General features: G+C 70.2%; 17 protein-coding genes. 12 read left to right on the forward strand and 5 right to left on the reverse strand.

The window, feature by feature from the left end:
* Positions 1-2,179 (reverse strand): 4-alpha-glucanotransferase (malQ, locus tag H483_RS26460; protein ID WP_031264702.1); only part of this gene is annotated, 2,179 nt, incomplete at its 3' end.
* Between the two features lie 195 nt (positions 2,180-2,374).
* On the opposite strand from malQ, the gene H483_RS26465 reads away from it, so the two are divergent.
* The 8 genes from H483_RS26465 to H483_RS38120 all read left to right on the forward strand — a co-directional run bounded on the left by H483_RS26465 (position 2,375) and on the right by H483_RS38120 (position 13,370).
* Positions 2,375-3,586: an acetyl-CoA C-acetyltransferase gene (locus H483_RS26465; protein ID WP_017836309.1), complete on the forward strand. Its 1,212-nt coding sequence runs from the start codon at positions 2,375-2,377 to the stop codon at positions 3,584-3,586.
* Positions 3,587-3,627: 41 nt separating this feature from the next.
* Entirely contained in the window at positions 3,628-5,817 is a 2,190-nt protein-coding gene (locus H483_RS26470; protein WP_017836310.1) for a 3-hydroxyacyl-CoA dehydrogenase NAD-binding domain-containing protein, read from the forward strand.
* Positions 5,818-6,065: 248 nt separating this feature from the next.
* Positions 6,066-7,163 carry a hemin ABC transporter substrate-binding protein gene (locus H483_RS26475; protein ID WP_017836311.1) on the forward strand — a complete coding sequence of 366 codons (1,098 nt, stop codon included), beginning with the start codon at positions 6,066-6,068 and terminating at the stop codon, positions 7,161-7,163.
* Positions 7,164-7,246: 83 nt separating this feature from the next.
* Positions 7,247-8,278 carry an iron ABC transporter permease gene (locus tag H483_RS26480; protein WP_081615124.1) on the forward strand — a complete coding sequence of 344 codons (1,032 nt, stop codon included), beginning with the start codon at positions 7,247-7,249 and terminating at the stop codon, positions 8,276-8,278.
* A complete protein-coding gene (locus tag H483_RS26485) occupies positions 8,275-9,144 on the forward strand; it encodes a heme ABC transporter ATP-binding protein (protein ID WP_017836313.1) in 870 nt (289 codons plus the stop codon). The genes H483_RS26480 and H483_RS26485 overlap by 4 nt, the downstream gene beginning before the upstream one ends.
* A complete protein-coding gene (locus H483_RS38115; protein WP_017836314.1) occupies positions 9,141-10,508 on the forward strand; it encodes a hypothetical protein in 1,368 nt (455 codons plus the stop codon). Before H483_RS26485 ends, H483_RS38115 begins: the two co-directional genes overlap by 4 nt.
* Positions 10,505-11,977: an HtaA domain-containing protein gene (locus tag H483_RS26490; protein WP_017836315.1), complete on the forward strand. Its 1,473-nt coding sequence runs from the start codon at positions 10,505-10,507 to the stop codon at positions 11,975-11,977. Before H483_RS38115 ends, H483_RS26490 begins: the two co-directional genes overlap by 4 nt.
* Before the next feature lies 1 nt (position 11,978).
* Complete coding sequence (locus H483_RS38120; protein WP_052308373.1) at positions 11,979-13,370, forward strand: hypothetical protein; 1,392 nt, start codon at positions 11,979-11,981, stop codon at positions 13,368-13,370.
* Positions 13,371-13,502: 132 nt separating this feature from the next.
* Here H483_RS38120 and H483_RS26495 read toward each other — a convergent pair whose 3' ends face one another.
* The 4 genes from H483_RS26495 to H483_RS26510 all read right to left on the reverse strand — a co-directional run bounded on the left by H483_RS26495 (position 13,503) and on the right by H483_RS26510 (position 17,819).
* On the reverse strand, positions 13,503-14,978 hold the full coding sequence (locus H483_RS26495) for an IS1634 family transposase (protein WP_017836317.1): 1,476 nt from the start codon (positions 14,976-14,978) through the stop codon (positions 13,503-13,505).
* Between the two features lie 209 nt (positions 14,979-15,187).
* On the reverse strand, positions 15,188-15,826 hold the full coding sequence (locus H483_RS26500) for a heme oxygenase (biliverdin-producing) (RefSeq protein WP_031264706.1): 639 nt from the start codon (positions 15,824-15,826) through the stop codon (positions 15,188-15,190).
* 217 nt (positions 15,827-16,043) lie between these two features.
* On the reverse strand, positions 16,044-17,195 hold the full coding sequence (locus tag H483_RS26505) for a MalY/PatB family protein (protein ID WP_017836319.1): 1,152 nt from the start codon (positions 17,193-17,195) through the stop codon (positions 16,044-16,046).
* Between the two features lie 63 nt (positions 17,196-17,258).
* Positions 17,259-17,819 carry a hypothetical protein gene (locus H483_RS26510; RefSeq protein WP_017836320.1) on the reverse strand — a complete coding sequence of 187 codons (561 nt, stop codon included), beginning with the start codon at positions 17,817-17,819 and terminating at the stop codon, positions 17,259-17,261.
* A 168-nt stretch (positions 17,820-17,987) separates the two neighbouring features.
* On the opposite strand from H483_RS26510, the gene H483_RS26515 reads away from it, so the two are divergent.
* The 4 genes from H483_RS26515 (at position 17,988) to H483_RS26530 (ending at position 24,243) form a co-directional block, all read left to right on the forward strand.
* Positions 17,988-19,400: a NarK/NasA family nitrate transporter gene (locus tag H483_RS26515; RefSeq protein ID WP_017836321.1), complete on the forward strand. Its 1,413-nt coding sequence runs from the start codon at positions 17,988-17,990 to the stop codon at positions 19,398-19,400.
* 74 nt (positions 19,401-19,474) lie between these two features.
* The gene (locus H483_RS26520; protein ID WP_017836322.1) at positions 19,475-21,589 is read left to right on the forward strand and encodes a molybdopterin oxidoreductase family protein; all 2,115 of its coding nucleotides are present in this window, start codon (positions 19,475-19,477) and stop codon (positions 21,587-21,589) included.
* Complete coding sequence (locus tag H483_RS26525; protein WP_017836323.1) at positions 21,589-23,019, forward strand: FAD-dependent oxidoreductase; 1,431 nt, start codon at positions 21,589-21,591, stop codon at positions 23,017-23,019. The genes H483_RS26520 and H483_RS26525 overlap by 1 nt, the downstream gene beginning before the upstream one ends.
* Before the next feature lie 93 nt (positions 23,020-23,112).
* Positions 23,113-24,243 carry a uroporphyrinogen-III synthase gene (locus H483_RS26530; protein ID WP_017836324.1) on the forward strand — a complete coding sequence of 377 codons (1,131 nt, stop codon included), beginning with the start codon at positions 23,113-23,115 and terminating at the stop codon, positions 24,241-24,243.
* Positions 24,244-24,412 lie beyond the last annotated feature (169 nt).

Here is a 24,412-nt window from a genome sequence, read left to right on the forward strand (position 1 = left end):
CCCCACCCACACCCCCACCACACACCAACGCCGCACCACACACCCGCCTCGCCAGGGCCGATCCACGCAACGCCTCGAGGGTGACCACGTCGCCCCGACCGTCGGAGAGCGGCACCCGCCAGTTCGGATACTCCTCGGACGTGCCGGGCATGTTGACCGGCCGGCGGTCACCGGCGAGGTCGGCCACCGACACCGCGTAGAGAAGGGACGGTGCGGCCGCCAGGTACCCGTGGAGCGCCACCACCAGGTCCTCCGGGCTGTCGCCCTCGAGTAGGTCGCGCCGTTTGACCGCTTCGGTGTACGACTTGATCTCGGTGCCGGCGTCGACGCGCTCCTGTTCGACATCGCCCGTCAGCTGGCCCAGTTCCTCGCGGACATCCACATGCACGAGGTCGACGTACCCGGCAGTGGGCGGGAGGTCGTGAGTGGTCACCGACGCCATGCAGAGCCGCCGATAGGTCTCGGGAGGCACCGGTTGGCCGTCTTCCTGTTCGAACCACATCACCGAGGTGCCCAATACCCCGCGTTCGGACAGTTCCTCCCGCACCCCGGGTGCGACGGTCCCCAGGTCCTCTCCGACGACGACCGCGCCCGCACGCGAGGCCTCCAGCGCGAGGACGCCGATCATCGCCTCGTGGTCATAGTTCACGTACGTCCCCTCGGTGGGCGGGAGTCCCGACGGGATCCACCAGAGCCGGAACAGACCGAGGATGTGGTCGATTCGTATCCCGCCCGAGTCGCGCAGCGCGGCGCGGACGATGTCCCGGAACGGCCGATATCCCTCCTCTGCGAGGGCATCGGGCCGCAGTGGGGGCTGGGACCAGTCCTGGCCCAGCTGGTTGTAGACGTCCGGCGGCGCTCCCACGGTGACGCCGCGGGCGAGTGACCGGTGGAGTGCCCACGCGTCGGCACCGGTGGGATGCACCCCGACGGCGAGATCGTGGAGGATTCCCAACCGCATCCCCGCCGACAACGCCGCGCGCTGCGCACCCGCTCGTTGTTGCGCGACCTGCCATTGGAGCCACTGGTGGAATCGGACCTCCTGTGCGTGGTCGCGTGCGAAGCGTGCCACGTCATCGGAATCCGGGTCTTTGAGCGCCGCGGGCCACCGCGACCAGTCCGGGCCCCGCTCGGACGCCAGGGCACACCACGTGGCGAAACGGAACAGGCCAGGCTCCTGCTCGTCGGCGAAGTCGTCGAACGCCCGGGCCCGGTCCTCCGTGAGAGGGGCGGCGAACACTATCCGGAGTGCTTCGAGTTTGGCTCCCCACGAGGAATCGCGGTCGATGGTGTCGTCGGTGTTCCTCTGCCGCTCCCCGGACGCGAGGTCGTCGACCACCTGCATGTCCTCGGGTGGGAGTGAGGCGTATTCCGGGATCAGCTCGGGGCGGAGGTAGAGCGGTGAGGCGAACCGGCGTGAGGTCGGGAGGTACGGCGACGGCTCCACCGGCGGAAGCGGTTCCCCGGCGTGCATCGGGTTCACCAGAACGAAGTCGGCGCCGAGGTCCCGCCCGGCCCAGTCGGCGAGGTCGGCCAGGTCCGACAGGTCACCCACCCCCCACGACGTCTCGGACCGGACCTGGTAGATCTGCGCGGCCAGCCCGACACCGCGGCGCCGCCCGAGATCCGCGGGAACCGGTATGGACCCCGGTGACACCACCAGGGTGGCCTCGAGGACCCGCGGTTCCCCCGGCGAGGGGCCGTAGCCCTCAGACGCGTCCGTGACGTGGGCGACCAGGCGGTGCCACCCGAGGGGAAGCGAGTCGGGGAGTTCCAGTTCGAATCGGTCGACTGTCGCCCCGTCGACGCTCCTCGACTCCTCCGCGGCCTCGGGGAGCACCACATCGAGCGGGTCGGACGAGTTCTCGAGGTGGACGGACAGGCCCACCGAGGTCCCGCGGGGTACATGGACTGTGCACACGGCCCCCGCTCCCTGCCTCGTCACGATCGTCGGTGGGAGCACCCGTCGCCAGGGCCGGAGACGAATCTCCTCGAGGGCCGACCGGACCGCGGTCTCGCTCTCGTCGTCGTCGTCGACAGGTACTCCCATCGCGGCGAGAACCGAGCGGAGCGTGCGGGCGGGGATGTCGTGTCGGCTCCCGCGGGCGTCCTCGTAGCTCGTGGCCACGCCACACTTCTCGGCGAGTTCAACCAGGGCGGGGGGAACGGCGTCGGTCACGGTCACAGGGTCCTCGCGTCGGGTCGGGAGGCGCCGTTCTCCGGGCGCCGCGGACGGTCACGGTCCACTGTGCCACCGGAGCGACCCGGGTGCGGATCGCGAAAAACGGACCACACTCCGACCGGGGGCGAGCGACCACGTACGCTGACCTCGAACACGTATCAGTTCCGCCCAGAGAAAGGCCGTGGACAACCCATGACCGAGGCATTCATCTACGACGCCATCCGGACTCCGCGAGGCAAGGGCAAGCCTGGCGGCGCTCTGCACGGGGTCAAGCCGATCGACCTGGTCGTCGGTCTCATCGAAGAGATGCGGCGTCGGTTCCCCGACCTCGACGAGAACCGGATCTCGGACATCATCTACGGAATCGTCACCCCGCTCGGCGACCAGGGCATGGATCTGCCGCGCATCGCCGCGCTGGCCGCGAAGATGCCCGACACCGTCGCCGGTGTGCAGATCAACCGGTTCTGCGCCTCCGGCCTGACCACCATCAACATGGCCGCCCAGAAGATCCGCTCCGGATGGGACGAGGTCGTCCTCGCCGGCGGCGTCGAATCCATGTCGCGCGTGCCGATGGGCACCGACGGCGGCGCCTGGGCCCTGGATCCGGCGACCAACTACGACACGTACTTCTCCCCGCAGGGGATCGGGGCCGACCTCATCGCCACGCTCGAGGGGTTCACCCGTGAGGACGTGGATCGCTACGCCGAGCGCTCGCAGCGACTCGCCGCCCGCGCGTGGGAGGAGGGCCGGTTCGCCAAGTCGGTCGTCCCGGTCAAGGACATCAACGGCGTCACCATCCTCGACCACGACGAGCACATGCGACCGGGCACCACGGTCGAGAAGCTCGCCGGCCTCAAGCCCTCGTTCGCCATGGTCGGCGACATGGGCGGTTTCGACGCCGTCGCGCTGCAGAAGTACCACTGGGTCGAGGAGATCAACCACGTCCACCACGGTGGCAACTCCTCCGGCATCGTCGACGGTGCCGCGCTCGTGGTGGTCGGTTCGGAGAAGGCCGGCAAGGAGATGAACATGACGCCGCGCGCCCGCGTCGTGGCCGCGGCCACCTCTGGCGCCGACACCACCATCATGCTCACCGGCCCGACCCCGGCCGCGAAGAAGGCGCTCGAGATCGCGGGGCTCACCCCGGACGACATCGACCTGTGGGAGCTCAACGAGGCGTTCGCCTCCGTCGTACTGCGCTTCCAGAAGGACATGGACATCCCCGACGAGAAGCTCAACGTCAACGGCGGGGCCATCGCGATGGGGCACCCCCTCGGAGCCACCGGCGCCATGATTACCGGCACCGTGCTCGATGAGCTCGAGCGCACCGGCGGCAAGCGCGCCCTCATCACCCTCTGTGTCGGCGGTGGAATGGGCGTCGCCACCATCATCGAGCGCGTCTGATCCGCCCCACCGACACCACAGCCTTTAGGAGTAGAGAACCAGTGAGCGACAACATGTTCCGGTGGGAGCAGGACGGCGACGGCATCGTCACCCTCACCATGGATGACCCCGACCACGGCGCGAACACCATGAACGCGCGTTTCATCGACGACTTCTCGGAGACCGTCGGCCGTATCGAGGCCGAGAAGGAGTCCATCAAGGGCATCGTCCTGACGTCCGCCAAGAAGAGCTTCTTCGGCGGCGGCGACCTCAAGTCCATGATCACGGCGGGCCCCGGCGACGCCGAGCAACTCTTCGAGCGGTCCATGCAGATCAAGGGCCGGATGCGCGCCCTGGAGACCCTCGGAGTCCCGGTCGTGGCCGCGATCAACGGTGCGGCCCTGGGCGGAGGCCTTGAGCTCGCGCTCGCCTGCCACCACCGCGTGATGGCCGACGCCCGCGGCGCCAAGGTCGGCCTGCCCGAGGTCACCCTTGGTCTGCTGCCCGGTGGCGGCGGCATCGTCCGGACCGTCCGTATGTTCGGCCTGGCGCAGGCCGTGCCCAACATCCTGATGTCGGGCCGATCGTTCGCCCCGGACAAGGCACTCAAGGCGGGCCTGGTCGACGAGGTCGTCGCCCCCGAGCAGCTCGTCGACTCCGCGAAGGCGTGGATCAAGACCGATCCCGAGCCCAGCCAGCCCTGGGACCGCAAGGGGTGGACCCTGCCCGGTGGCACGATCAGTGACCCGGCCCTGGCCGGTGTCCTGCCGTCCTTCCCGGCCAACATGCGCAAGCAGACCAAGGGCGCGCCCTCCCCGGCGCCCCGGGCCATCATGGCCGCCGCGGTCGAGGGGTCGCAGGTCGACTTCGCCACCGCCGAGAAGATCGAGGCGCGCTACTTCGTCTCGCTCGTCACCGGTCCCATCGCGAAGAACATGATCCAGGCGTTCTTCTTCGACATGCAGCACTGCTCGTCCGGCGGCGCGCGCCCCAAGGCCGCCGACGGCTCCGAGATCCCCCGGACCGAGTTCACCAAGGTCGGCGTCCTGGGCGCCGGCATGATGGGCGCCGGCATCGCGTACGTGTGCGCGAAGGCCGGGATCGAGGTCGTGCTCAAGGACGTCGAGCAGGCGTCCGCCGACAAGGGCAAGGCGTACTCGGAGAAGATCGAGGCCAAGGCGCTCGAGCGTGGCCGCACCACGCAAGAGAAGTCCGACGCCCTCCTGGCCCGAATCACGCCCACCACGGACCCGCAGGCGCTGGCCGGATGCGACCTCGTGATCGAGGCCGTCTTCGAGTCGCCCGATCTCAAGAAGAAGGTCTTCCAGGAGATCGAGGACATCGTCGCCCCCGACGCGTTGCTCGGCTCCAACACGTCGACCCTCCCGATCACCGACCTCGCGACCGGCGTCAAGCGTCCCGAGGACTTCATCGGACTGCACTTCTTCTCGCCCGTCGACAAGATGCAGTTGGTCGAGATCATCAAGGGGGAGAAGACCACCCCCGAGACCCTGGCCAAGGCGATCGACCTCACGCTGGCGATCCGGAAGATCCCGATCGTGGTCAACGACTCGCGTGGTTTCTACACCTCGCGCGTCATCGGCACGTTCGTCAACGAGGCGATCGGCATGCTGGACGAGGGGATCGAGCCCTCGACCATCGAGCAGGCCGGCCGCATCGCCGGATATCCCGCGGCGCCGCTCCAGCTGTCCGACGAGCTCAACCTCAACCTCATGCTCAAGATCCGCGACACCGCGCGCGAGGCCGCCGCCGCCGCGGGCGAGGAGTTCGTGGAGGTGTCCTCCGACCGAGTCACCGCGAAGATGGTCAACGAGCTCGGCCGCAGCGGCCGCCTGGCCGGGGCCGGGTTCTACGACTACACCGACGGCACGCGCGCGGGCCTCTGGCCGGGCCTGCGGGAGGCGTTCAACACCTCGCCGGACAACGCGCCGCCGTTGCAGGACCTGGTCGACCGCATGATCTTCGCCGAGGTGCTCGAGACGCAGAAGTGCGTCGACGAGGGCGTGATCGTGGACGACGCCGACGCCAACATCGGCTCGATCATCGGGATCGGGTTCCCGGCGTGGACCGGCGGTACCCGCCAGTACGCCAGGAACTACGCGGCGCCGGGCGCCACGGAGCCCTCGGGTTACAAGGGCTTCGTCGCCCGCGCCGAGGAGCTCGCCGCGAAATACGGTGACCACTTCCTGCCCACCGAGTCGCTGAGGCAGGCGGCTGCCGAGCAGGGCTGATCCGGGCACGGGCCGGCAGGTCCGAGCCGGACGAGAATTACGCGGCCGCCCCCGGGGTCCCCGGGGGCGGCCGCTGTCGTCGCCGCAGGAGTGTTTGTGCGAATTTACCCTTCTCAGTCGGCGATGGGAGGGCCGGGAGTGGTGCATCCGGTGGTGAGGATTCGGTCCACACCTGCGGTTTTGCATTTTAGGTAAGGCTGCCCATGCAAAGGTTAGGCTGTCCTTCATTCGGGTGCTAGTGTAGCCGCATGTTCAGACAGCGCTCAGGCTCGCTCCGGCTGGCCGTCGCCCTCCTGGCTCTCTCGCTGACCTCGTGCGGCGTGGCGACCGGGCTCGGAGGGGATCCCGCCACCATCTCGGGGATACCGCTCGCGTCGGAGGTCTCGGCGATAGAGGACCCGCGATCCTTCTCCGGCGAACTCGCCCTGGAGTTGGTCGACGACCCGGTCGAACCCGTCGCGACCGACCCGGTACCGCAGCTCCCTGCCGTGGTCACCGACAATCAGGGCACGGTCGTCGAGGTCGCGGACGTCTCCAGGATCCTTCCCCTGGACATCTACGGCACGCTCTCGCGCATCGTGTTCGAGCTCGGGTTGGGCGACAACGTCATCGGCCGCGACGTCTCATCGGCTTTCCCTGAGATCGCCGACCGGCCCCTGGTGACGCACGACGGACACCAGCTCAACGCCGAGGCGATCCTCGCGCTCGGCCCCAGTGTGATCATCACGGACACCTCACTCGGTCCGTGGGACGTGATCCTGCAGCTGCGCGACGCGGGGATCCCCGTCGTCGTCGTCGACTCCCACAGGTCCCCGGACAACGTCGAGGTCCTCACCCGGGCCGTCGCCGACGGTCTCGGGGTCCCCGAACTGGGGCGTGAACTGGGGGAGCGCACCCGCGCGGAGATCGTCGAGGCCGAACAGTCGATCTCGTCGATCGTCCCCGAATCGGAGACCTCGCGGTTGCGCACCGTGTTCCTCTACGCCCGTGGGAACGCCGGCGTCTACTACATGTTCGGTCAGGACAGCGGCGCGGACGAGTTGATCACCGCCGCCGGCGGGTACGACGTGTCCTCCGAGGTCGGGTGGAAGGGCGCCAAGCCGGCGAACGACGAAGGGCTCATCGCGGCCCAGCCGGACGTCATCATCATGATGAACAAGGGGCTCGAATCCGTCGGCGGCGTAGACGGACTGCTCGAGAAGTTCCCCGCCATGGCGCAGACGCCCGCTGGCGCGAACCAGAGGATCGTCGCGATGAACGACGACCTCGTCCTGTCCTTCGGCACCAGGACCCCCGCGGTACTCAACGCTCTCGCGGTCGCCCTCTACGCCCCGGACGCACTGTGACACTCACCGAAGAGCGCGCGGCACGCGCCGGCCGTCCCGCTCCCGACGCCGGCCCTGCCCGCACGTCCGGCACAGCCCACCGCATGGTGACCGGTGGCCTGCTGATAATCGGCCTGGCGGTGGCGCTCGGGGTACTGGCCGTGGTGGCGGCGGCGTCGGGGCAGCTGCACATCCCGGCGACCGAGGTCGCCTCGGGGTTCCTCCGCGGTCTCGGCGTCGACCTCGGGCCCGCCGCAAGCCACCCCCGGGCCGACGCCACGCTCTGGAGCGTGCGTTTCCCGAGGGTGGCCATGGCGATGGTCGTGGGCGCGGCCCTCGCGGTGGCCGGTGCCCTCATGCAGGGGGCGTTCGGCAACCCGCTCGCCGAGCCCAGCGTGGTGGGGGTGTCCGCCGGGGCGGCCGTGGGCGCGGCGGCGGCGATCGTGTTCGGGTTGACCGCCTTCGGCGCCTGGACCAGCGTCGTGTGCGCCTTCGTCGCCGGCATAGTCACCACGACCGTGGTGTACCTGTTCAGTCGGAGCAACGGGCGGACCGAGGTGGTCACCCTGGTGCTCACCGGGATCGCCGTGAACGCCGTCGCGGGTGCCGCGCTCGCCCTGCTCATGTTCCTCGGGGACACCCAGGCCCGCGAAGAGATCGTGTTCTGGCAGCTGGGGAGCCTGAACGGCAGCCGGTGGGACCACGTCCTGGTGGTGGCGCCCCTGGCGGTGCTCGGGCTGGTCCTGGCGGCCCGCCTGGCGCGACCGCTCGACCTCCTCGCGCTCGGAGAGAGGCCGGCCCGTCACCTGGGCGTCCATGTCGAGCGGCTGCGGATCCACTCCATCCTGCTGGTCGGACTGCTCACGGCCGCCGCGGTGAGTTTCTGCGGCATCGTCGCCTTCGTCGGACTGGTGGTCCCGCACCTGGTCCGCATGATCGCCGGACCGGGACACCGACTGTTGCTGCCGGCGTCCGCACTGGGCGGTGCGGTGTGCCTGCTGGCCGCGGATCTCCTCGCCCGGACCGCGGTGGACTACGCGGAGCTGCCACTGGGAATGGTGACGGCCGCCGTCGGTGGCCCCTTCTTCTTCTGGCTCCTGCACCGAACCCGTCGCACCGCAGGGGGCTGGGGATGAACCGCGGCGAGACGCGCGTGCCGGTGTTGTCCGCGGAAGGTGTGACCGTACGCCTCGGTGGCCGGACCCTGCTCGACGCGGTCGACCTGGAGATCTACGCCGGAGAGGTGCTCGCACTGGTGGGCCCCAACGGGGCGGGCAAGTCCACGCTGCTCGGCGTGGTGGCGGGGGACACCGACCCCGACGTCGGCCGAACCGTCCTCGACGGCACCGATCTACGACGGTGGCGCCTCGGGGACCTCGCCCGGCGCCGGGCCCTGCTCACCCAGGCCAACACCGTCGCCTTCCCCTTCACCGTGCGGGAGATCGTCGCGATGGGGCGCGCGCCCTGGGCGACGCAGCCCGAGGGTGACGACGACGAGGAGATCATCGAGGAGTCGTTGACCGCGACCGACACCGCCACCCTGCGGTCCCGGACCTTCCCGACCCTGTCCGGTGGGGAGAAGGCCCGCGTCTCCCTCTCGAGGGCGCTCGCGCAGCGCGCCGGTGTGTTGTTGCTGGACGAGCCCACCGCGGCGGTGGACCTGCGCCACCAGGAGATCGTCCTGGAGTTGGCGCGGACCGTCGCCGACGCCGGCGGGGCGGTGGTCGTGGTCCTGCACGACCTCGAGCTGGCGGCCGCGTGGTCCGACCGACTCGTGATGATCTCGAACGGCCGGATACGGGCCGAGGGGCCGCCTGAGCAGGTCCTCACCTCCGAGCTGGTGGAAGAGGTCTACCAGCAGCCGGTCGTCGTCGACCGGCATCCCGTCACCGGTGACCTGTTGATCACCCCGGACCGACGACGGTTCCGGACCGCCCGGACGCCGATGGAGCCCGCGGTCGACGCCACACCGGCGTCGGCCCTCGTCAAGGAGTTCTCGTGAGACACACCCGGTCATCAACGGCGCGGGCAACCGCCGCCCGGATCGTCGCTGTTCTGGCACTGGCGCTGCTCAGCACCTCGGCTCTGGCCGTGTTGACCCAGGCCCCGGCGCACGCCGCCGCGCGCCTGACGGCATCGAGTTCGCTGGGCGGGGCGGTGGCGTCGACGTCGGGCCAGACGGGGTTCACCCTGTCGGGTTCGGGTTTCCAGGCGATCGAGGGCGGCTTCGGCGGCGTGTACATCGGGTTCGGGTGGGTCAGCGGGTCCGGGTGGGGGCCGTCCAACGGCGGCGCGACGGGCCGGACCTACGACTACGTCCCCGATGAACAGTCGCGCAGTAACCAGGGATACCAGGCTTTCGTCGCCTTCCCCGGGTCGTCGACGGCAGGCGAAGCCCAGGCGACGATGGGGTCCGACGGATCGTTCCGGGTGAACCTCACCGTCCCGGGCCCCACGTTCACCGGAGCCGGGGGCAAGAGCATCGATTGCACCAAGGTCACCTGCGGATTCCTCACCTGGGGCGCGCACGGGGTGCGCAACGGCGCCAACGAGACCTTCACCCCGGTGACCTTCCGGGCCGGGGAGCCGGCACCCGCGGTCGAACAGTCCCCGGCGGCGGGCGCGCCCGCCGCCGGAGCGCAGGCCGCACGACCCGCCGCGCCGGGTCGGGCCGCCACCCGCGCGCGTGCCGGCGGGGCCGCGCAGGGGGCGGCAGCAGGGGTGGCCGCCCCCGAGGGGCAGTCCGCGGGCACGGAAGGTCCGGGCGGTGTGGACACCGGAGCGGGGGGAAGCGGTCCCGCTGACGGCGCGCCGACGGCGGCGACCGGCGGGTCCACGACCACCGTGACCGCGGTGATCGAGGTCGACCGCAAAGCCGCCCGGCCCGGCGGGGCCATGGGATTCGCAGCCGCGGGATTCTGGCCCGGCGAGCAGGTCTACGTGGTGCTCGGCGAGGGTGACGCCGCCGTCGGACCCGTCGTCGCGGGAGTCGACGGCGAGGTCGCGGGAGTGATCGTGCTCCCGGAGGACATCGCCTCCGGCACCCACGAGATCCGGGCGGCGGGTGCCGGGTCCGGTCTCGAGGCAGCGGAGCGGTTCCCGGTACGGACCGACATCTCCCCCACGGCATCGGCCGCCGGGCTCGGTGGCTCGGCGGGGTGGGTCTTCCTCACCCTCGCGGCCCTGGCGTTGTCGGTCGCGGCGGCGGTCGCGGTCAACCGGAGGCGCCTCGCCGACCCCGGCGGCGACGACGGCGCCGCCCACCCTGACGACCCCGCCCACCCTGACGACCCCGCCCATGCCCGGGCGAACGGCGGCAGCCCGGAACACGCCACGACAGTTCTCACACAAGGAGATCCCCGATGACCAGTCACCCGCGACCGGCCCACCGCAGGGCCACCGCCTTGGTTGTGACCGTGATCCTCGCCCTCGGTGCGCTGATGTCCACGCCGGCGGCCCGGGCACAGAACTCCGCCGTCGAGCTGACAGATGCGGAGTTCCGGTGGGGGCTGAGCAGGCAGAGTTCCGGACCCAGCCACGGACCCGGACTCAACTTCCTCTCCGCGGGGGACAGCTCCGCGGCGCTAGCCGGAGCGGGGGCGACGATCACCGAACAGACGTGGAGGGCCACGTCGGGACACGTGACCATCGAGAAGCGATCCGCGAACGGTGGGACGGCGACAGCCACCTGGGCCGGGACACAAACCGACCAGGCGGGCACGCCCATCCGTGACGCCTCCTCGAGCAGATACAGCGGCCTCGAGATGGTCTTCGGCAAGGGGACCGGAACCGTCGACGCCGCATCGGGCACGGCCGAGATCCGGTGGAAGGGCACCGCCTCGGTCCTGTACTACTCGGGCCTGGTGTTCCTCAGCCTCACCGACCCGGTCCTCACCGTCACGCCCACGAAGGCCACCGTCACCGCGACCCTGGGTGGACGACGGAGCTCTCAGGACAACCCCGAGGTGTCGACCCCGATGCCGTCCCGCACCGTCGTCCTCGCGAATCTCCCCCGGAACCGAGTGGAACTGGGTGGGAAAAAGGGGTTCTCCGTGACCCCCGAATATCTCGGGGTGACCTATTCCGCACAAACCGGGGAGAATCCCCAGACGAGAGACGGTGCCCATTGGGGTGCATTCCCCCGAGAATTCGTGGACTTCGCCGCGGATGCGGGATCCGGGGGATTCTGGTATTCCACCGGAACCTCTGACAATACGAAACCCGCATTGCCGATAGCGGTGAGTTGGAATTCGGATGATCCCGAGGAGATGCCGAATTCCGGCGGCTCCGGTGGCTCCAAAGGAATCGTGGGTCAGGTCCTCGACGACACGGTCGAACAGATCCTGCGGGCCGCGGGCACCGACGTCGCCGACACCGCGGCCGCGTGGATGGACGAGGCGTGGAAGCCGCTCCAGCCCGAGTCGGTGAACGCGGCGCGGGACGGGGCGGCACAGGCCGCGGCGGCACCCGGATCCCCGGCCGCCGAGGGGAGTCGTGTGGACGAGGTCTTCGAGGAGTACTTCGCGGACTACTACACCGCCGGAGCCCCGATCACCGCCGGGACCGTGGGCGGCGCGGTCGCCTCCATTCCCGCATCCTCGAGCGGCCCGTCGTCAGGCGGTTCCTCGCCCGCAGCGCCCGCGACCGTCGCGGACCAGTCGACGATCCCGGTGGCGGCCAACGCGCCCCTCTACGGCTCCGACGTGGTCTACGCCCAGACTTCCGGCTCCCAGAAAGCCGGAGACCCCACCCACCAATGGCAGTGGTGGGTGGGGGCCGCACTGCTCGCGCTCGCGGCAGTGCTGTTCTACCAGACAGTTCGACGAAAGGACTGATGTGAACACAACTCGATCCCGGCTCGCGCTCGCCGGCCGACGGGGCACGATGCTGGGGGCGACGCTCGCGTTGCTCGCCGGAGCCGTCGCCGCCCCGGCGGCCCACGCCCAGGAGGCGATCCCGGGGACCGTCTCGGACGCCTCGTTCGTCTGGGGCATCAGCGGATACGCCCAGAAGGGGATCTTCGGACCGTGGCGTATCTTCGACGCCTCCGGCGACGCCTCGGCGCTCGTCGGGTCGGTCTCGGGTGGCACGCAGACCGAGTACACCCCCGCTGCGTTCCCGGCCACCTCGATGCCCGTGAACCTCGTCTCGGGACAGCAGGCTACGCCCAACGCCATCAAGTTCTCCGACGGCGAGGGTGCGCGCGGGGCGGACGGGACCGTCACCATCGAATGGGACGGCGAGATCACCTTCAACGCCTACCCCGCCAACCTCAACGCGCCGGACGAGACCCTGGCCGATCCGAAGCTGACCGTCAACGCCGACGGTTCCGGAACGCTCAATGCCGACGTCACCATCGGCGCGGCGAACGACATGAACGGCAACCCCACTCCCGAGGTCAATGCCGGTCGCACGACCGTCCTGTCGTTCGGTCCGGGCGCCGCTCAGGTGGCCCAGGACGGCACCATCACCCTGTCGCCCCAGTACGCGGGAGTGCAGCACAACGGTGGGAACCAGGACCGTACCTGCACCGCGCCGAACGTCTGGGGCGCATGGACGCCCGAGTGGCTGGCGGCGGTGCCGAGTTCGGTGCATCCGCACTACTACAACACCGGCTGTAGCGGAGACCAGAATCTCAAGGGCCCGCTGCCGCTCCAGGTGACCTACGACCTGACCGAGGACGAGACCCAGGTGCCTGTCGGCACCCCGAAGGTCACCGTCTCGGACACCACCCTGGCCACTGACGGAAGCCACGAGGTGACCATCACGGGTTCCGGGTTCAACGACCCGTCGGTTGTGGGTACCCGTCCGCCACTCGCGGGCAAGCCCGCCGGGTTCTACCTCGTCTTCGGCAAGTTCGAGGACGCGTGGAAGCCGTCCGCGGGCGGTACCTCCGCGGCTCGCAAGGTGGTCGTGCAGAAGTGGGTCCTCGCCGCGGAGAACCACGCCGTCATCGGGGGCGCCGCCGCCGGTGCTGTCGAGCTGCTCCCCGACGGGAGCTTCACCACCACCGTCACCGTCTCGAAGGACGCGGCGGACGCGAAGTCGGAGACCGGGAGCTACGGGATCTACACCTACGCGGCCTCGGGCGCCGTCCACGCCCCCTGGGAGACCAGCACGCCGATCACCTTCACCACTGGTGGGGACGACGACGATGACGACGACACCGGTACCGGTGGCGGTGGCTCGCTCGCCGGCATGACGAACCTGTTCGGCAGCCTGATGTAGGTCGGGCACAGGACTCGACGCGGCCCCGACACCGAGTGGTGTCGGGGCCGGTCCGCGTCTGTACGGGTCGATGGCCACGCCGTGTCACGGCGCCGCCCGGAAGCACGGACCTGACTTCCACAAGTTTTAGTGTCACCCTGCGTTGATCGCGTCGATGACGGCTCGTGCGGCGTCCGGGATTGTGGGTTCGACAAGCATTTCGTGGTCGCCGATGGCGACGGTGACCGTGCGCAGGGGCCGCAGAGTGGTGACGATCTTCTTGATCGACATGCCGGTGACATCCTGCAGGTGCCGGGCCACGGCCAGGGCGGCGAACACGACGGTCAGGTGAGCTTCGATCGCGTCGCGGGTGCGGTGGAAGATCGGGCGGGCCCTCAGGTCGGCCTTGGCCATGCGGAAGGACTGCTCGACCTTCCAGAGGTCGTGATAGGCCGCCACGACGGCATGGCCGTCCATGACCTCGCTGGCGATGTTGGTGACATACCCTTTGTAACCTGCAGATTCGCGGGCCCGCTGGATCGAGACCTCATCCAGGATGACCTTCTGGTCGGTGACCTTCACGAACCGCTGCTTCTTGAGTGGTTCTGCCCGGTCGGCCACGCGTTGGGCGCGGTCGATCTGCGCGTTCAGGGTGCGCTCGTCACGCTTATGGCGGGACCAGGTGTAGTGCCAGACCACCCGCCGGTCTCGTCGGTCCCGGCCTTGCCCCATGGGGCGGATCAGCTCCACGACGCCGTCGTCGGCTATCGCGTTGCCGCGGCGGCCGAAGTGCTCCTCGAGCTCCTTGGGCGCCCGGGAGGTCTTGGAGCCGACGATGAACGACAGGCCGGCATCCTCCAGAGCATTGAGGTTGGCCGCCGAGAGCATGCCCGCATCGGCCACCACGACCATATCGCTGATCTGGTGGCGCTTCTGGAAGGCCGTGATGACCGGGATCAGCGTCTTGGTCTCCGCCTTATTGCCCTCGAAGACGTGCACGTCTAGCGGGAACCCATCCCGGGCGACCAGCAGGCCCACGGTGATCTGCGGATCGACCTTGCGCTCCTTGCTCATGCCGACCTTGCGCAGGTCATCTTCTTTTTCGGCCTCGAAATACAACGTCGTCAGGTCGTAGAGCACCAACGCCACACCGGGGCCGCCGGTGCGGGTGACGTGGGTCCAGCAGGCGGTGGCGATCAGCGCGCGGTAGTCCCGGCCGACCACTCGCCGAAGACAGTTGTAGAGCGTGTTGACGTGCGGTGGTTTGGTCCCCAACTCGGCCAGGACCCGAACCGAGTCCAACTTGCTGGTCGATTCCACCACACGGCACAGCACCAGGTCGCGGAACACCTGATCGCCCACCAGGTTAAAGCCCAGCCTGGCGTACGTACCGGTCAATCCTTGCCACAAGATCCGCGCCGTGGACTGCTGGATCCGCGCGGCCGTCGCCGCCGGCACATCGATCACCGCGGCGCCGCGCTCGCCCAACTCCAGGTCAAACGCCTGCTGATCGCCCTGAATGCGCTGCTTGGCGACCTCGATCAACGCCGCCAACTCGCCAGGGGTGTGAGCCGAACCCAGGTGCTCGCGCACCACCAACCGGCCGCCTGCCCACTCGACCAACTGCACGCCCGTGGCCCCCGACCCCGTCGGCACCTTCCGAAATTTCAACCCCACACGCCCAAACTACCGGGCCGTTTAGTGTCACAAACGCCAGCACCGAACTCGCCCTACCAGCGCAAACCGGAATCCGAAACGCTAAAACAGCGTCAACTTGTGGAAGTCAGGACGGATGCCCCGGATCCGACGGGATCCGGGGCATCGGGTGCCGGGCGAGGTCAGCGGACGCCCAGGGCCTCCAGGTCCAGGAAGATCCGGTGGTTGAGGTCGAACGCCCGGGTGGCGGCGGCCAGAGCGGACGCGCGGTCTGTCTCGCCCAGCGGGAGGGCGTCCAGTGCGGCCCGGTAGTCGTCCTTGTAGACCTTGGGCTTGGCGATGTCGAAGTCGTAGAAGCCCAGACCGGTCTCGATGCCGTAGTGGCGGCGCACCATCGTCCTGATGATCTGTCCCCCCGAGAGGTCACCGAGATACCTGACGTAGTGGTGTCCGATCAGGGCGGCGGGGTCGGTCGCGCACTCCCGCAACTCGGCCACGTAGGCCTCGGTGGCGGGAACCACGGTCTCGAAGGAGCGCCCCTGGGCGCGGTGCGCTTCCAAGTCGGCTCGTAGCGCCTCCGTCCGGTCGAGTCTCGGGTCGAGGATGGCCGACAAGCGTGGGTCCGTGCCCGCCCTGCGGCAGGCGTCTTCGAGTGCCTCGTAGACCGGGAGCGACTGCCGCAGCAGCGCGACCAGACCTGCGGGTGTGCCCTCACCGTTCATCAGGCGGGTGATGAACGAGGCGTTCTCCGCCTGTTCATGCGCGGCCATCGTCGAGTCGTGTAATGCTCTCGACAGGGGTGCGGAAATGGTCGTCTCCATGTGTCCTCCGGGCTTGTTAGGTATGCCTAATGAGGGTACGGCAACGATAAGGGAATGGCTATACCGGTAGGGAGATTGAGCAACGTCAACAATTCCCGAAGTGAAGACCCTGATTCGCTCACCGGATAACGGGTGTGGAGCGTTGTCGTGGAATTCTCTCGGGGCCGGTTCCGAGGAAAAGGAAATGGCGGTGGGCGGGGGCCGTCCTCAGCCGCGCTCAGCCGCGCTCGGCCGCGACGCGGCCCATCCGCGTGAACGCCTCGGTGAGGAGTTCCTCCGAGCACGCGAAGTTCACGCGTGCGAACCCCTTGCCCTGGGAGCCGAAGGCGGGGCCGTTGCTCAGCGCGACCTTTCCGCCGTCGAGGAACGCCGCGGCGGGGTCGTCCCCGAGCCCGGGGTAGGAGCGCAGGTCCAGCCACGCCACGAATCCGGCGTCGGGTCGGCGCCACCGGGCGCGGGGGAGATGCTCGGCCATGAGCCGCTCCATCAGGTCGAGGTTCGAGGCCAGTGCGACGCTCATCTGCTCCAGCCAGTCCAGTGACCCGGTCAGCGCGGCCTCGGCGGCGAGCGCCCCGAAGTGCCCCACTGCGCCGGACAACGCCGAGCGCCGCACCTCGAACCGCTCGGGATTGCCGTTGACCACGAACGCGCACTTGAGCCCGGCGAGGTTGAATGCCTTGGACGCGGAGGAGATGGCCAAGCCCACCTCGGGGGCGGTGTCGGAGGCGGCCAGGAACGAGGAGAACCGGACCCCGGGCATCGTCAGGGGCGCCCAGATCTCGTCGGAGACGACCACGGCGTCGTGGCGTGCGGCCAGCTCGGCGAGCTCGGCCAACTCCGCCGAGGAGTGCAGGACACCCGTGGGGTTGTGCGGGTGGCTCAGCAGGACACCGCGGGCGCCGTCCGCCAAGGCGCGCTCGATGCCCGCCAGGTCCAGTCGCGGGTCCTCGCCGTCGTGGTCGACCAGGGGCACGGCGACGGGGGACATCCCCACCCGCCGGATCCATGGTCCGAACGGCATGTAGACCGGCGGCGTGTAGACCACCCCGCTGCCGGCCGGCAGGGTCCGCGCGAGTGATTCGCGCACGCCCACGCCGACATCGTTGACGGGGACCACCGACTCCTCCGGAACCTCGAACCCGAACCTGGAGTAGTAGCGGGCGCACACCCCGGCGAGCCGCTCGATCTCGGCGAAGTAGCCGGTGTCACCGTCGGCGACGGCGTCGGCGAGGCGCTCCCGGATCGCCGGGGCCAGCAGGACGTCGGTCTCCGCCACGAACAGCGGCAGGACGTCCTCCGGGTACGCCACCCACTTCTGGCTCCGGCGCCTCCGCAGGACCGACTCGGGAACATCCAGGGGGAACGGCACGGCGGGGGATCCTTTCGACCGGGGCGGGCTGGACCCCCAGGCTAGTTCGCGCCGCCGACCACGTCAGCTTCCGGGGAGAGCCCCCGGGGCCACCCACACGTCCGCGTCCGGGGAGTCAGCACCCAGGGGCATCATGGTCGAGTACGTGGTCCCCGACCCGGTGGGGACGAAGATCCCGCCAGAGTTGTAGTCCCAGCCCCGGTCGATGGCGATGCGGTACCCGGCCCGGTAGGCGTCCCGGCCCCAGGATGCCGAGGAGCCGTTCCACAGGTCGCTCAGGACGGAGAACCGTCGCAACTCGGTGGCCCGCCCGTCCGGCCCCACCTGCCAACAGCGTTCCCCGGGCCTGCTCCAATATGCGGTGCACCAGGTGGGAGAATCCGCGGGGGCCTGCGAGATCACCCGCAGCGGGATCGGACCGGGCTCCCAGAACCCGGGCTCGCCGGGACCGACCGTGGTCTGTGAGTCGACGAACCACGCGTCGGACGGGATCGGTGCGGGCGGTGGGAACGGGGCCCGCCACGTCTCGGCGGGCTGGGCAGACGCCGAGGGTGCGAGACCTGCGGCGAGGGTGAGGGCCGCCAACACGGTGGTGGCTCGGCGGAATGAGAACGGGTGTGACATGCCGCCATCACACCACGCCGTGCGACCCCTCACGGCGCGATCGGGCGGACGTGAGGACACCGTGACCATGACGTCATACCGGGTAGCGCCGGGGAAACAGGGCGTGCATAACGTCTGTCCGCAGGGACACCGAGGGGGTGCCCACGTAACTGAGAGGGGGTCGACCTCATGTCGCGCTCACACGTCATAGAGAACTGGGATCCGGAGGACGACGCGCAGTGGGAGTCGGGCGGCAGGAAGACCGCCATGCGCAACCTCTACTGGTCGGTGTTCGCCGAGCACGTCGGGTTCTCGGTGTGGACACTGTTCGCCGTCATGGTGCTGTTCATGCCCCAGGACGTCTACGGACTGGACGCGCCCGACAAGTTCCTGGTCTCCGCGGTGGTCACGCTGACCGGTGCCTTCCTGCGCATCCCGTACACCCTGGCCACGGCGACCTTCGGCGGCCGCAACTGGACCATGTTCTCGGCCTTCGTCCTGCTCATCCCGGCGGTCGGGATGTTGTGGATCATGGCGAACCCGGGCCAACCGCTGTGGATGTACCTCGTGGTCGGCGCGGTGGCCGGGCTCGGTGGCGCCAACTTCGCGTCGTCCATGACCAACATCAACGCCTTCTTCCCCCAGCGGGAGAAGGGCTGGGCGCTCGGGCTCAACGCGGGCGGGGGCAACCTGGGCGTGGCCACGATCCAGATCGTGGGGCTCATCGTGATCGCCCTCGCGGGCAACCGGTCACCCCACTGGGTGATCGGGGTCTACATCGTCCTCCTCGTCATCGCGGGGATCGGCGCGGCCCTGAAGATGGACAACCTCGCCCACCAGACCGTGGACGTACAGAGCATGAAGGACATGACCCGCGACAAGGACGGGTGGGTCCTGTCGCTGCTGTACATCGGCACGTTCGGTTCGTTCATCGGCTTCGCCTTCGCGTTCGGGCAGATGCTCACCATGACCTTCACCGGTAACGGCCAGGATCCCGCCCAGGCGGCGCTCCACGCGGCGCAGATCACCTTCCTGGGTCCGCTGCTGGGCTCGCTGACCCGCATGGCCGGCGGTCGGCTCTCCGACCGATTCGGCGGCGCGCGGGTGACCTTCGCGGTCTTCTGCGGCATGGCGGTCACCACGGTGGCCCTCGTGGTGACCTCGAACATCCAGGCCTCGAACGACGGTCGCCTCTCGGGGGGCGCGCTCGTGTTGTTCTTCGCGGCCTTCCTCACGCTCTTCGGGCTCACCGGGGTCGGTAACGCCTCGGTGTACAAGATGATCCCGTCGGTCTTCGAGGCCCGCAGCCACACGCTCGGACTCGACGAGGCCGCACGGACCTCGTGGTCGCGGGCTCATGCGGGAGCACTCATCGGGGTCGCCGGCGCGGTCGGGGCGTTCGGTGGGTTCCTCATCAACATGACCCTGCGCACCTCCTACCAGTCCTCGGGGGCGGCCACCTCGGCGTTCGTCGTGTTCATGGTCTTCTACGTGGTGGCCGCGATCATCACGCGCGTGGTGTACATGCGGGCCTCGGCCGGCGTCGACTCGGTCGCCGCGGCACCCACCCGCTCGCGGGTCCCCGTGGGCGCCGAGGCCTGACAGGGCACCGCGGACAAAGCACCGCGGACAAAGCACCGCGGACAGAGCACGGCTGAGCGAGACGAAGAGGACACATGGTGCACGCGCTGACGACGACCGGCCCCCCGACACACACCCACTGCCCGTACTGCGCACTTCAGTGCGCGATGTCGGTGGCCCCGTCCGCGGACGGCGGGCAGGCGACGATCACCCCGGAGCAGTTCCCCACCAACCGGGGCGGGTTGTGCCGGAAGGGCTGGACGTCGGCAGCGTTGCTCGACCACCCGGAGCGGATCACCACGCCGCTGATCCGGGTGGACGGGCACCTGCGTCCGACCGACTGGGACACCGCGCTGACCCGGGTCACCGACGGCATCCGGCGGGCGCAGGCCTCGGGGGGACCCGACGCGGTGGCCGTGTTCGGTGGGGGAGGCCTCACCAACGAGAAGGCCTACACGCTGGGCAAGTTCACCCGCCTCGCGCTGGGGAGCAGGCTGGTGGACTACAACGGGCGGTGGTGCATGTCGAGCGCGGCCGCCGGGGCCAACCGGAGTTTCGGTCTGGACCGGGGGTTGCCGTTCCCCGTGACCGACCTCGACGAGGCCCGGGCGGTGCTGCTGATAGGTGCAAACCCCGCCGACACCATGCCCCCGTTCGTCCAGCACCTGGACACCGCCGCCTCGGCCGGAGGCATGGTGGTGGCGGACCCGCGCCTCAGCGCGACCGCGCACCGTGCCGTCGACGGCGGCGGGATCCACCTGCGACTGCGCCCGGGCACGGACTCGGCACTGGCCCTGGGGCTGCTACACGTGGCCGTGGTGGGTGGGCACCTGGACGTCGACTACGTCGCCGCCCGTACGTCGGGTTTCGACGACGCGTGGGCGATCGCGGCGGAGTGGATGCCCGATCGCACCGAACGCGTCACCGGGGTCTCGGCTGGCCAACTCGAACGCACGGTGGAGCTTCTGGCGACCTCCCGGGACGCCGGCACCGGCGCCTACGTCCTCACCGCCCGGGGCGCCGAGCAGCACTCCCGGGGGACCGACACCGTCGGCGCCGTGATCGCCCTCGCCCTGGCGCTGGGCCTACCGGGCCGGCCGGGTACGGGCTACGGCACCCTCACCGGGCAGGGGAACGGCCAGGGAGGCAGGGAACACGGGCAGAAGGCCGACCAGCTTCCCGGGTATCGGATGATCACGGATCCGGCTGCCCGCGCGCACGTGGCCGAGGTCTGGGGCGTGGAGCCCGAGGAGATCCCCGGCCCCGGGCTCTCGGCGTTCGAGCTCCTGGACGAACTCGGACAACCCGGCGGTCCCACGGCGATGCTGCTCCATGCGTCGAACCCCGTGGTCTCCGCCCCCGACGCCGACCGGGTCACGGCTCGCCTCCGCGCGTTGGACACCCTCGTCGTGGCCGACTTCGTCCTCTCCGAGACCGCCGAACTCGCCGACGTCGTGTTGCCGGTCCCGCAGTGGGCGGAGGAGGAGGGCACCTTGACCAACCTCGAGGGCCGGGTGCTGCGTCGTCGCCGCTCGGTCACTCCCCCCGAAGGCGCCCGCGACGAGCTGTGGATCTGGAACGAACTCGCGCGGCGGCTCGGACGACGACCGGATCGCTACCCCACCGACCCGCGGGTGGTCTTCGACGAGTTGGCGCGCGCCTCCGCCGGGGGCAAGGCGGACTACTCCGGCATGGACTGGGACCGGCTCGACGCGGGGGAGGCGCTGTTCTGGCCGTGCGGTGCCGACTCCCCGGCCGGGACGCCGCGCATGTTCCTCGACCGCTTCGCCACCGAGGACGGCCGCGCCCGTTTCGCCGTCGCCGCAGTGGACCGGCCCGCGGAGGACACCTGCCCGGACTACCCGCTGCTGGGCACCACGGGACGCGTGCTCTCCCACTACCAGTCCGGCGCCCAGACGCGGCGGGTTCCGGAGCTGGCCTCCGCCGAACCCGACATGTGGGTCCAGGTGCACCCGGTGGTGGCACGCGCCGCCGGGATCGACGACGGCGGACGCGCCCGCGTGGTGTCCCGCCGCGGCGCCGTCGAGGCGCTCGTGCGATGCGACGAGGACATGCGGACCGACACCCTGTTCCTGCCGTTCCACTTCGCCGGGGCCGCCCGAGCGAACCTGGTGACCCTGCCGGAGCTCGATCCCTACAGTCGCATGCCGCAGTTCAAGGCGTGTGCCGTCCGGCTGGAGGCCGCGTGATGCGGGTGGTGGTGGTGGGAGCCGGGATGTCCGGTGCCCGGCTCGCCGAGGAGCTGCGGCGCGCCGAGCCGGATCCCGAGACACTGTCGGTGACCGTCCTCGGAGACGAACCCGAGGCGCCGTACAACCGGATCATGCTCTCGCACGTGGTGGCCGGCGGAATGGGCGACCCGGGAGCCACCCGGCTCAAGCCCTCCGGATGGTGGGAGCGTAACCACATAGGAGTGCGCACGGCCGCCTCGGTGCAGGGCGTGGACAGGGCGGCCCGGGAGGTGGAACTCGCCGACGGTGAGCGCGTCCCCTACGACCACCTGGTGCTCGCGACCGGATCCGAGCCCACGATCCCGCCGATCGAGGGGGTCCGCGGCCCGGACGGTTCCCTCGCCCCGGGGGTGTTCCCGCTCCGCGACGCCTCGGACTGCCGCGGGCTCACCGCCCATCTCGAGGAGCACCCCGGGCGGGTCGCCCTGGTGGGCGGCGGTTTCATCGGGCTCGAGGTGGCCTGCGCACTGGCGCGGTCGGGCCGCGACGTCGTCGTCGTCCACCCCCGGGCCTGGCCGATGGACTCCCACCTCGACTCCGGCGGCGGGCGCGTGCTCATCCGCGCACTGGACGAGCTCGGGGTCCGCGTGGTGACCGGTGCGCGGGCCGCGCGGTGGGACGGTTCGGCGCTGGGGCTCGATGACGGGACCGAGATCGACTGCCGGACCGTCGTCCTGTCGGCCGGGACCAGACCGCGCACCCGGCTGGCCGCGGCCGCCGGACTCGAGGTGGGCCGGGGGATCGTCGTCGACGACACGATGCGCACCGGCGACCCGGACATCACCGCGATCGGCGACTGCGCCGAGCACCGCGGGTGCGTGACCGGGCTGGTCGGTCCGGCCTGGGATCAGGCGGGAGTGGTCGCCGCACGGATCACGGGAGCGACCCCGGCCGCGCTGTACACCGGCGGCGTCGCGGTGACCAGGCTGAAGGCGTTCGGGGTGGACGTGGTCTCGCTCGGGGATCTCGCCGAGGACATCCATGACACCGCCGTGGAGGTGACCGTGGTCTGCGAGCCCTCCCGTGGCCGGTACGCGCGGGTGGACGTGGTGGACGGCCGGGTCGCCGGCGCCGTGCTCGTGGGCCATCCCGAGCCCGTCGGGTTCCTCACCCAGCTCTACGAACACGCGCTGCCCGTCCCCGACGACGTGCTCTCCGTCGTGCTCGGCCGGGCCGACGCATCGACCACCGACACACCGTCCACGATGCCGGCCGCGGCCGTGGTCTGCCGGTGCAACGGGGTGAGCAAGGCCGACCTCGTCCACGCGTGGTCCGAGGGGCACCGGGACGTGGCCGCAATCGCCTCCCACACCCGCGCCGGGACCGGGTGCGGGGGGTGCTCCGCCGCCGTGGACGGCATCTGCGGGTGGCTGCGGGACTGCGCGTGACGAACCACCTCCCCGGGGACCCGGGACGGGCGACCTCGCGAGTGAAGCGCGCCGGGCACCGACGAAACACGGACGACACAGGACTGAGGCAGGATGGACATCGTGACGACTAACGACGACTTACCACTGCTGGGCCGTACGGTCGCGGTGACGGCTGCGCGCCGGGCGTCGGAACAGCAGGTCCTCCTCGAACGCCGGGGTGCGACGGTCCTGCACGCGCCGGCGATCCGGATGATCCCCGTGGCCGAGGACGAGCTCGTCCGCTCCGCCACCGCCCGGGTGCTCGCCGCGCCCGCCGATCTCATGGTCCTCACCACGGCGACCGGTGTCCGGTGGTGGACGCAGGTCTGTGAGGAGTGGGGGTACTCGACGGACCTGCACGCCCTGATGGACCGGGTGCCGCTGTACTCACGCGGACCCAAGGTCACCGGCGCGCTCCGCGCGGCCGGCCTGCGCGAGCACGCGTCGGCGGCGAGCGAGGCGACGCCCGAACTCCTGGAGATGCTGCTGGAGCGTGGGGTCGACGGCCTCACCGTGGCCGTGCAGCTGCAGGGGGCGAGCTCGGACTGGAACCCCATGGCCCCGCTGGTGGAGGGACTCCGCGCGGCGGGAGCCGAGGTGATCGTGGTGCCCATCTACCGCTGGGAGCTCCCCGAGGACCTGGAGGCTTTTGACGACCTCGTCCGGACCGTCGCCCGGGCGGGAGTCGACGGGGTGACGTTCACCGCCGCCCCGGCCGTGGTGTCGATGCTCGAGCGGGCCGACTTGATGGGGATCCACGACGACGTGCTGGATGCCCTGTCCGGCCCGGTCGCCGCCCTCTGCGTGGGGCCGGTGACCGCCGAACCGCTCGTCGACCTGGGGGTGCCCGTGTCGATGCCGGACCGGATGCGGCTCGGCGCGCTCATGCGACACGTCACCGACGAGTTGGTCGCCCGGTCCCGGACCGTGACGGTGGAGGGGCACGACCTCACCGTGTGCGCGGCCGGGGTCCTGATGGACGGACAGCCCATCGAACTCTCGCCGGCGCCGCTGGCGTTGTTGCAGGCGATGGCGGAACGGCCGGGCAAGTGCCTGAGCCGGGAGGAACTCCTCGCCGTACTGCCCGGCGACGGTGCCGACCCCCACGCCGTGGAGACGGCGATGGGGCGCCTGCGCAGAGCGCTCGGGGTCCCGGGCCTCGTGACCACCGTGGTCAAACGCGGGTACCGGCTCTCGGTCTAGAGTCGGCGCTCGGTCTGGGGCGCGCCAGGTGTACTCGGCTAGGAGTACTGACCACGGAGGTTGTGTCTCCGGTCGGCATGGCGAGATGAAATGAGGAAGACCTCCGTGTGAGGTGTGAAAGCGACCAAGCAACCACACCCACAACGGAGGTCTTCGTGTCCCACGCTAA

The sequence above is a fragment of the Dietzia sp. UCD-THP genome (genome assembly GCF_000349585.1).
Taxonomy (GTDB): Bacteria; Actinomycetota; Actinomycetes; order Mycobacteriales; family Mycobacteriaceae; genus Dietzia; species Dietzia natronolimnaea_A.

Coding starts and splice junctions, on each gene's coding strand:
- H483_RS26465 (WP_017836309.1), top strand. CDS start 2,375: ATGACCGAGGCATTCATCTACGACGCCATCCGGACTCCGCGAGGCAAG.
- H483_RS26500 (WP_031264706.1), bottom strand. CDS start 15,826: ATGGAGACGACCATTTCCGCACCCCTGTCGAGAGCATTACACGACTCG.
- H483_RS26520 (WP_017836322.1), top strand. CDS start 19,475: ATGGTGCACGCGCTGACGACGACCGGCCCCCCGACACACACCCACTGC.
- H483_RS26475 (WP_017836311.1), top strand. CDS start 6,066: ATGTTCAGACAGCGCTCAGGCTCGCTCCGGCTGGCCGTCGCCCTCCTG.
- H483_RS26510 (WP_017836320.1), bottom strand. CDS start 17,819: ATGTCACACCCGTTCTCATTCCGCCGAGCCACCACCGTGTTGGCGGCC.
- H483_RS26530 (WP_017836324.1), top strand. CDS start 23,113: ATGGACATCGTGACGACTAACGACGACTTACCACTGCTGGGCCGTACG.
- H483_RS26485 (WP_017836313.1), top strand. CDS start 8,275: ATGAACCGCGGCGAGACGCGCGTGCCGGTGTTGTCCGCGGAAGGTGTG.
- H483_RS26525 (WP_017836323.1), top strand. CDS start 21,589: ATGCGGGTGGTGGTGGTGGGAGCCGGGATGTCCGGTGCCCGGCTCGCC.
- H483_RS26490 (WP_017836315.1), top strand. CDS start 10,505: ATGACCAGTCACCCGCGACCGGCCCACCGCAGGGCCACCGCCTTGGTT.
- H483_RS26515 (WP_017836321.1), top strand. CDS start 17,988: ATGTCGCGCTCACACGTCATAGAGAACTGGGATCCGGAGGACGACGCG.
- H483_RS26480 (WP_081615124.1), top strand. CDS start 7,247: ATGGTGACCGGTGGCCTGCTGATAATCGGCCTGGCGGTGGCGCTCGGG.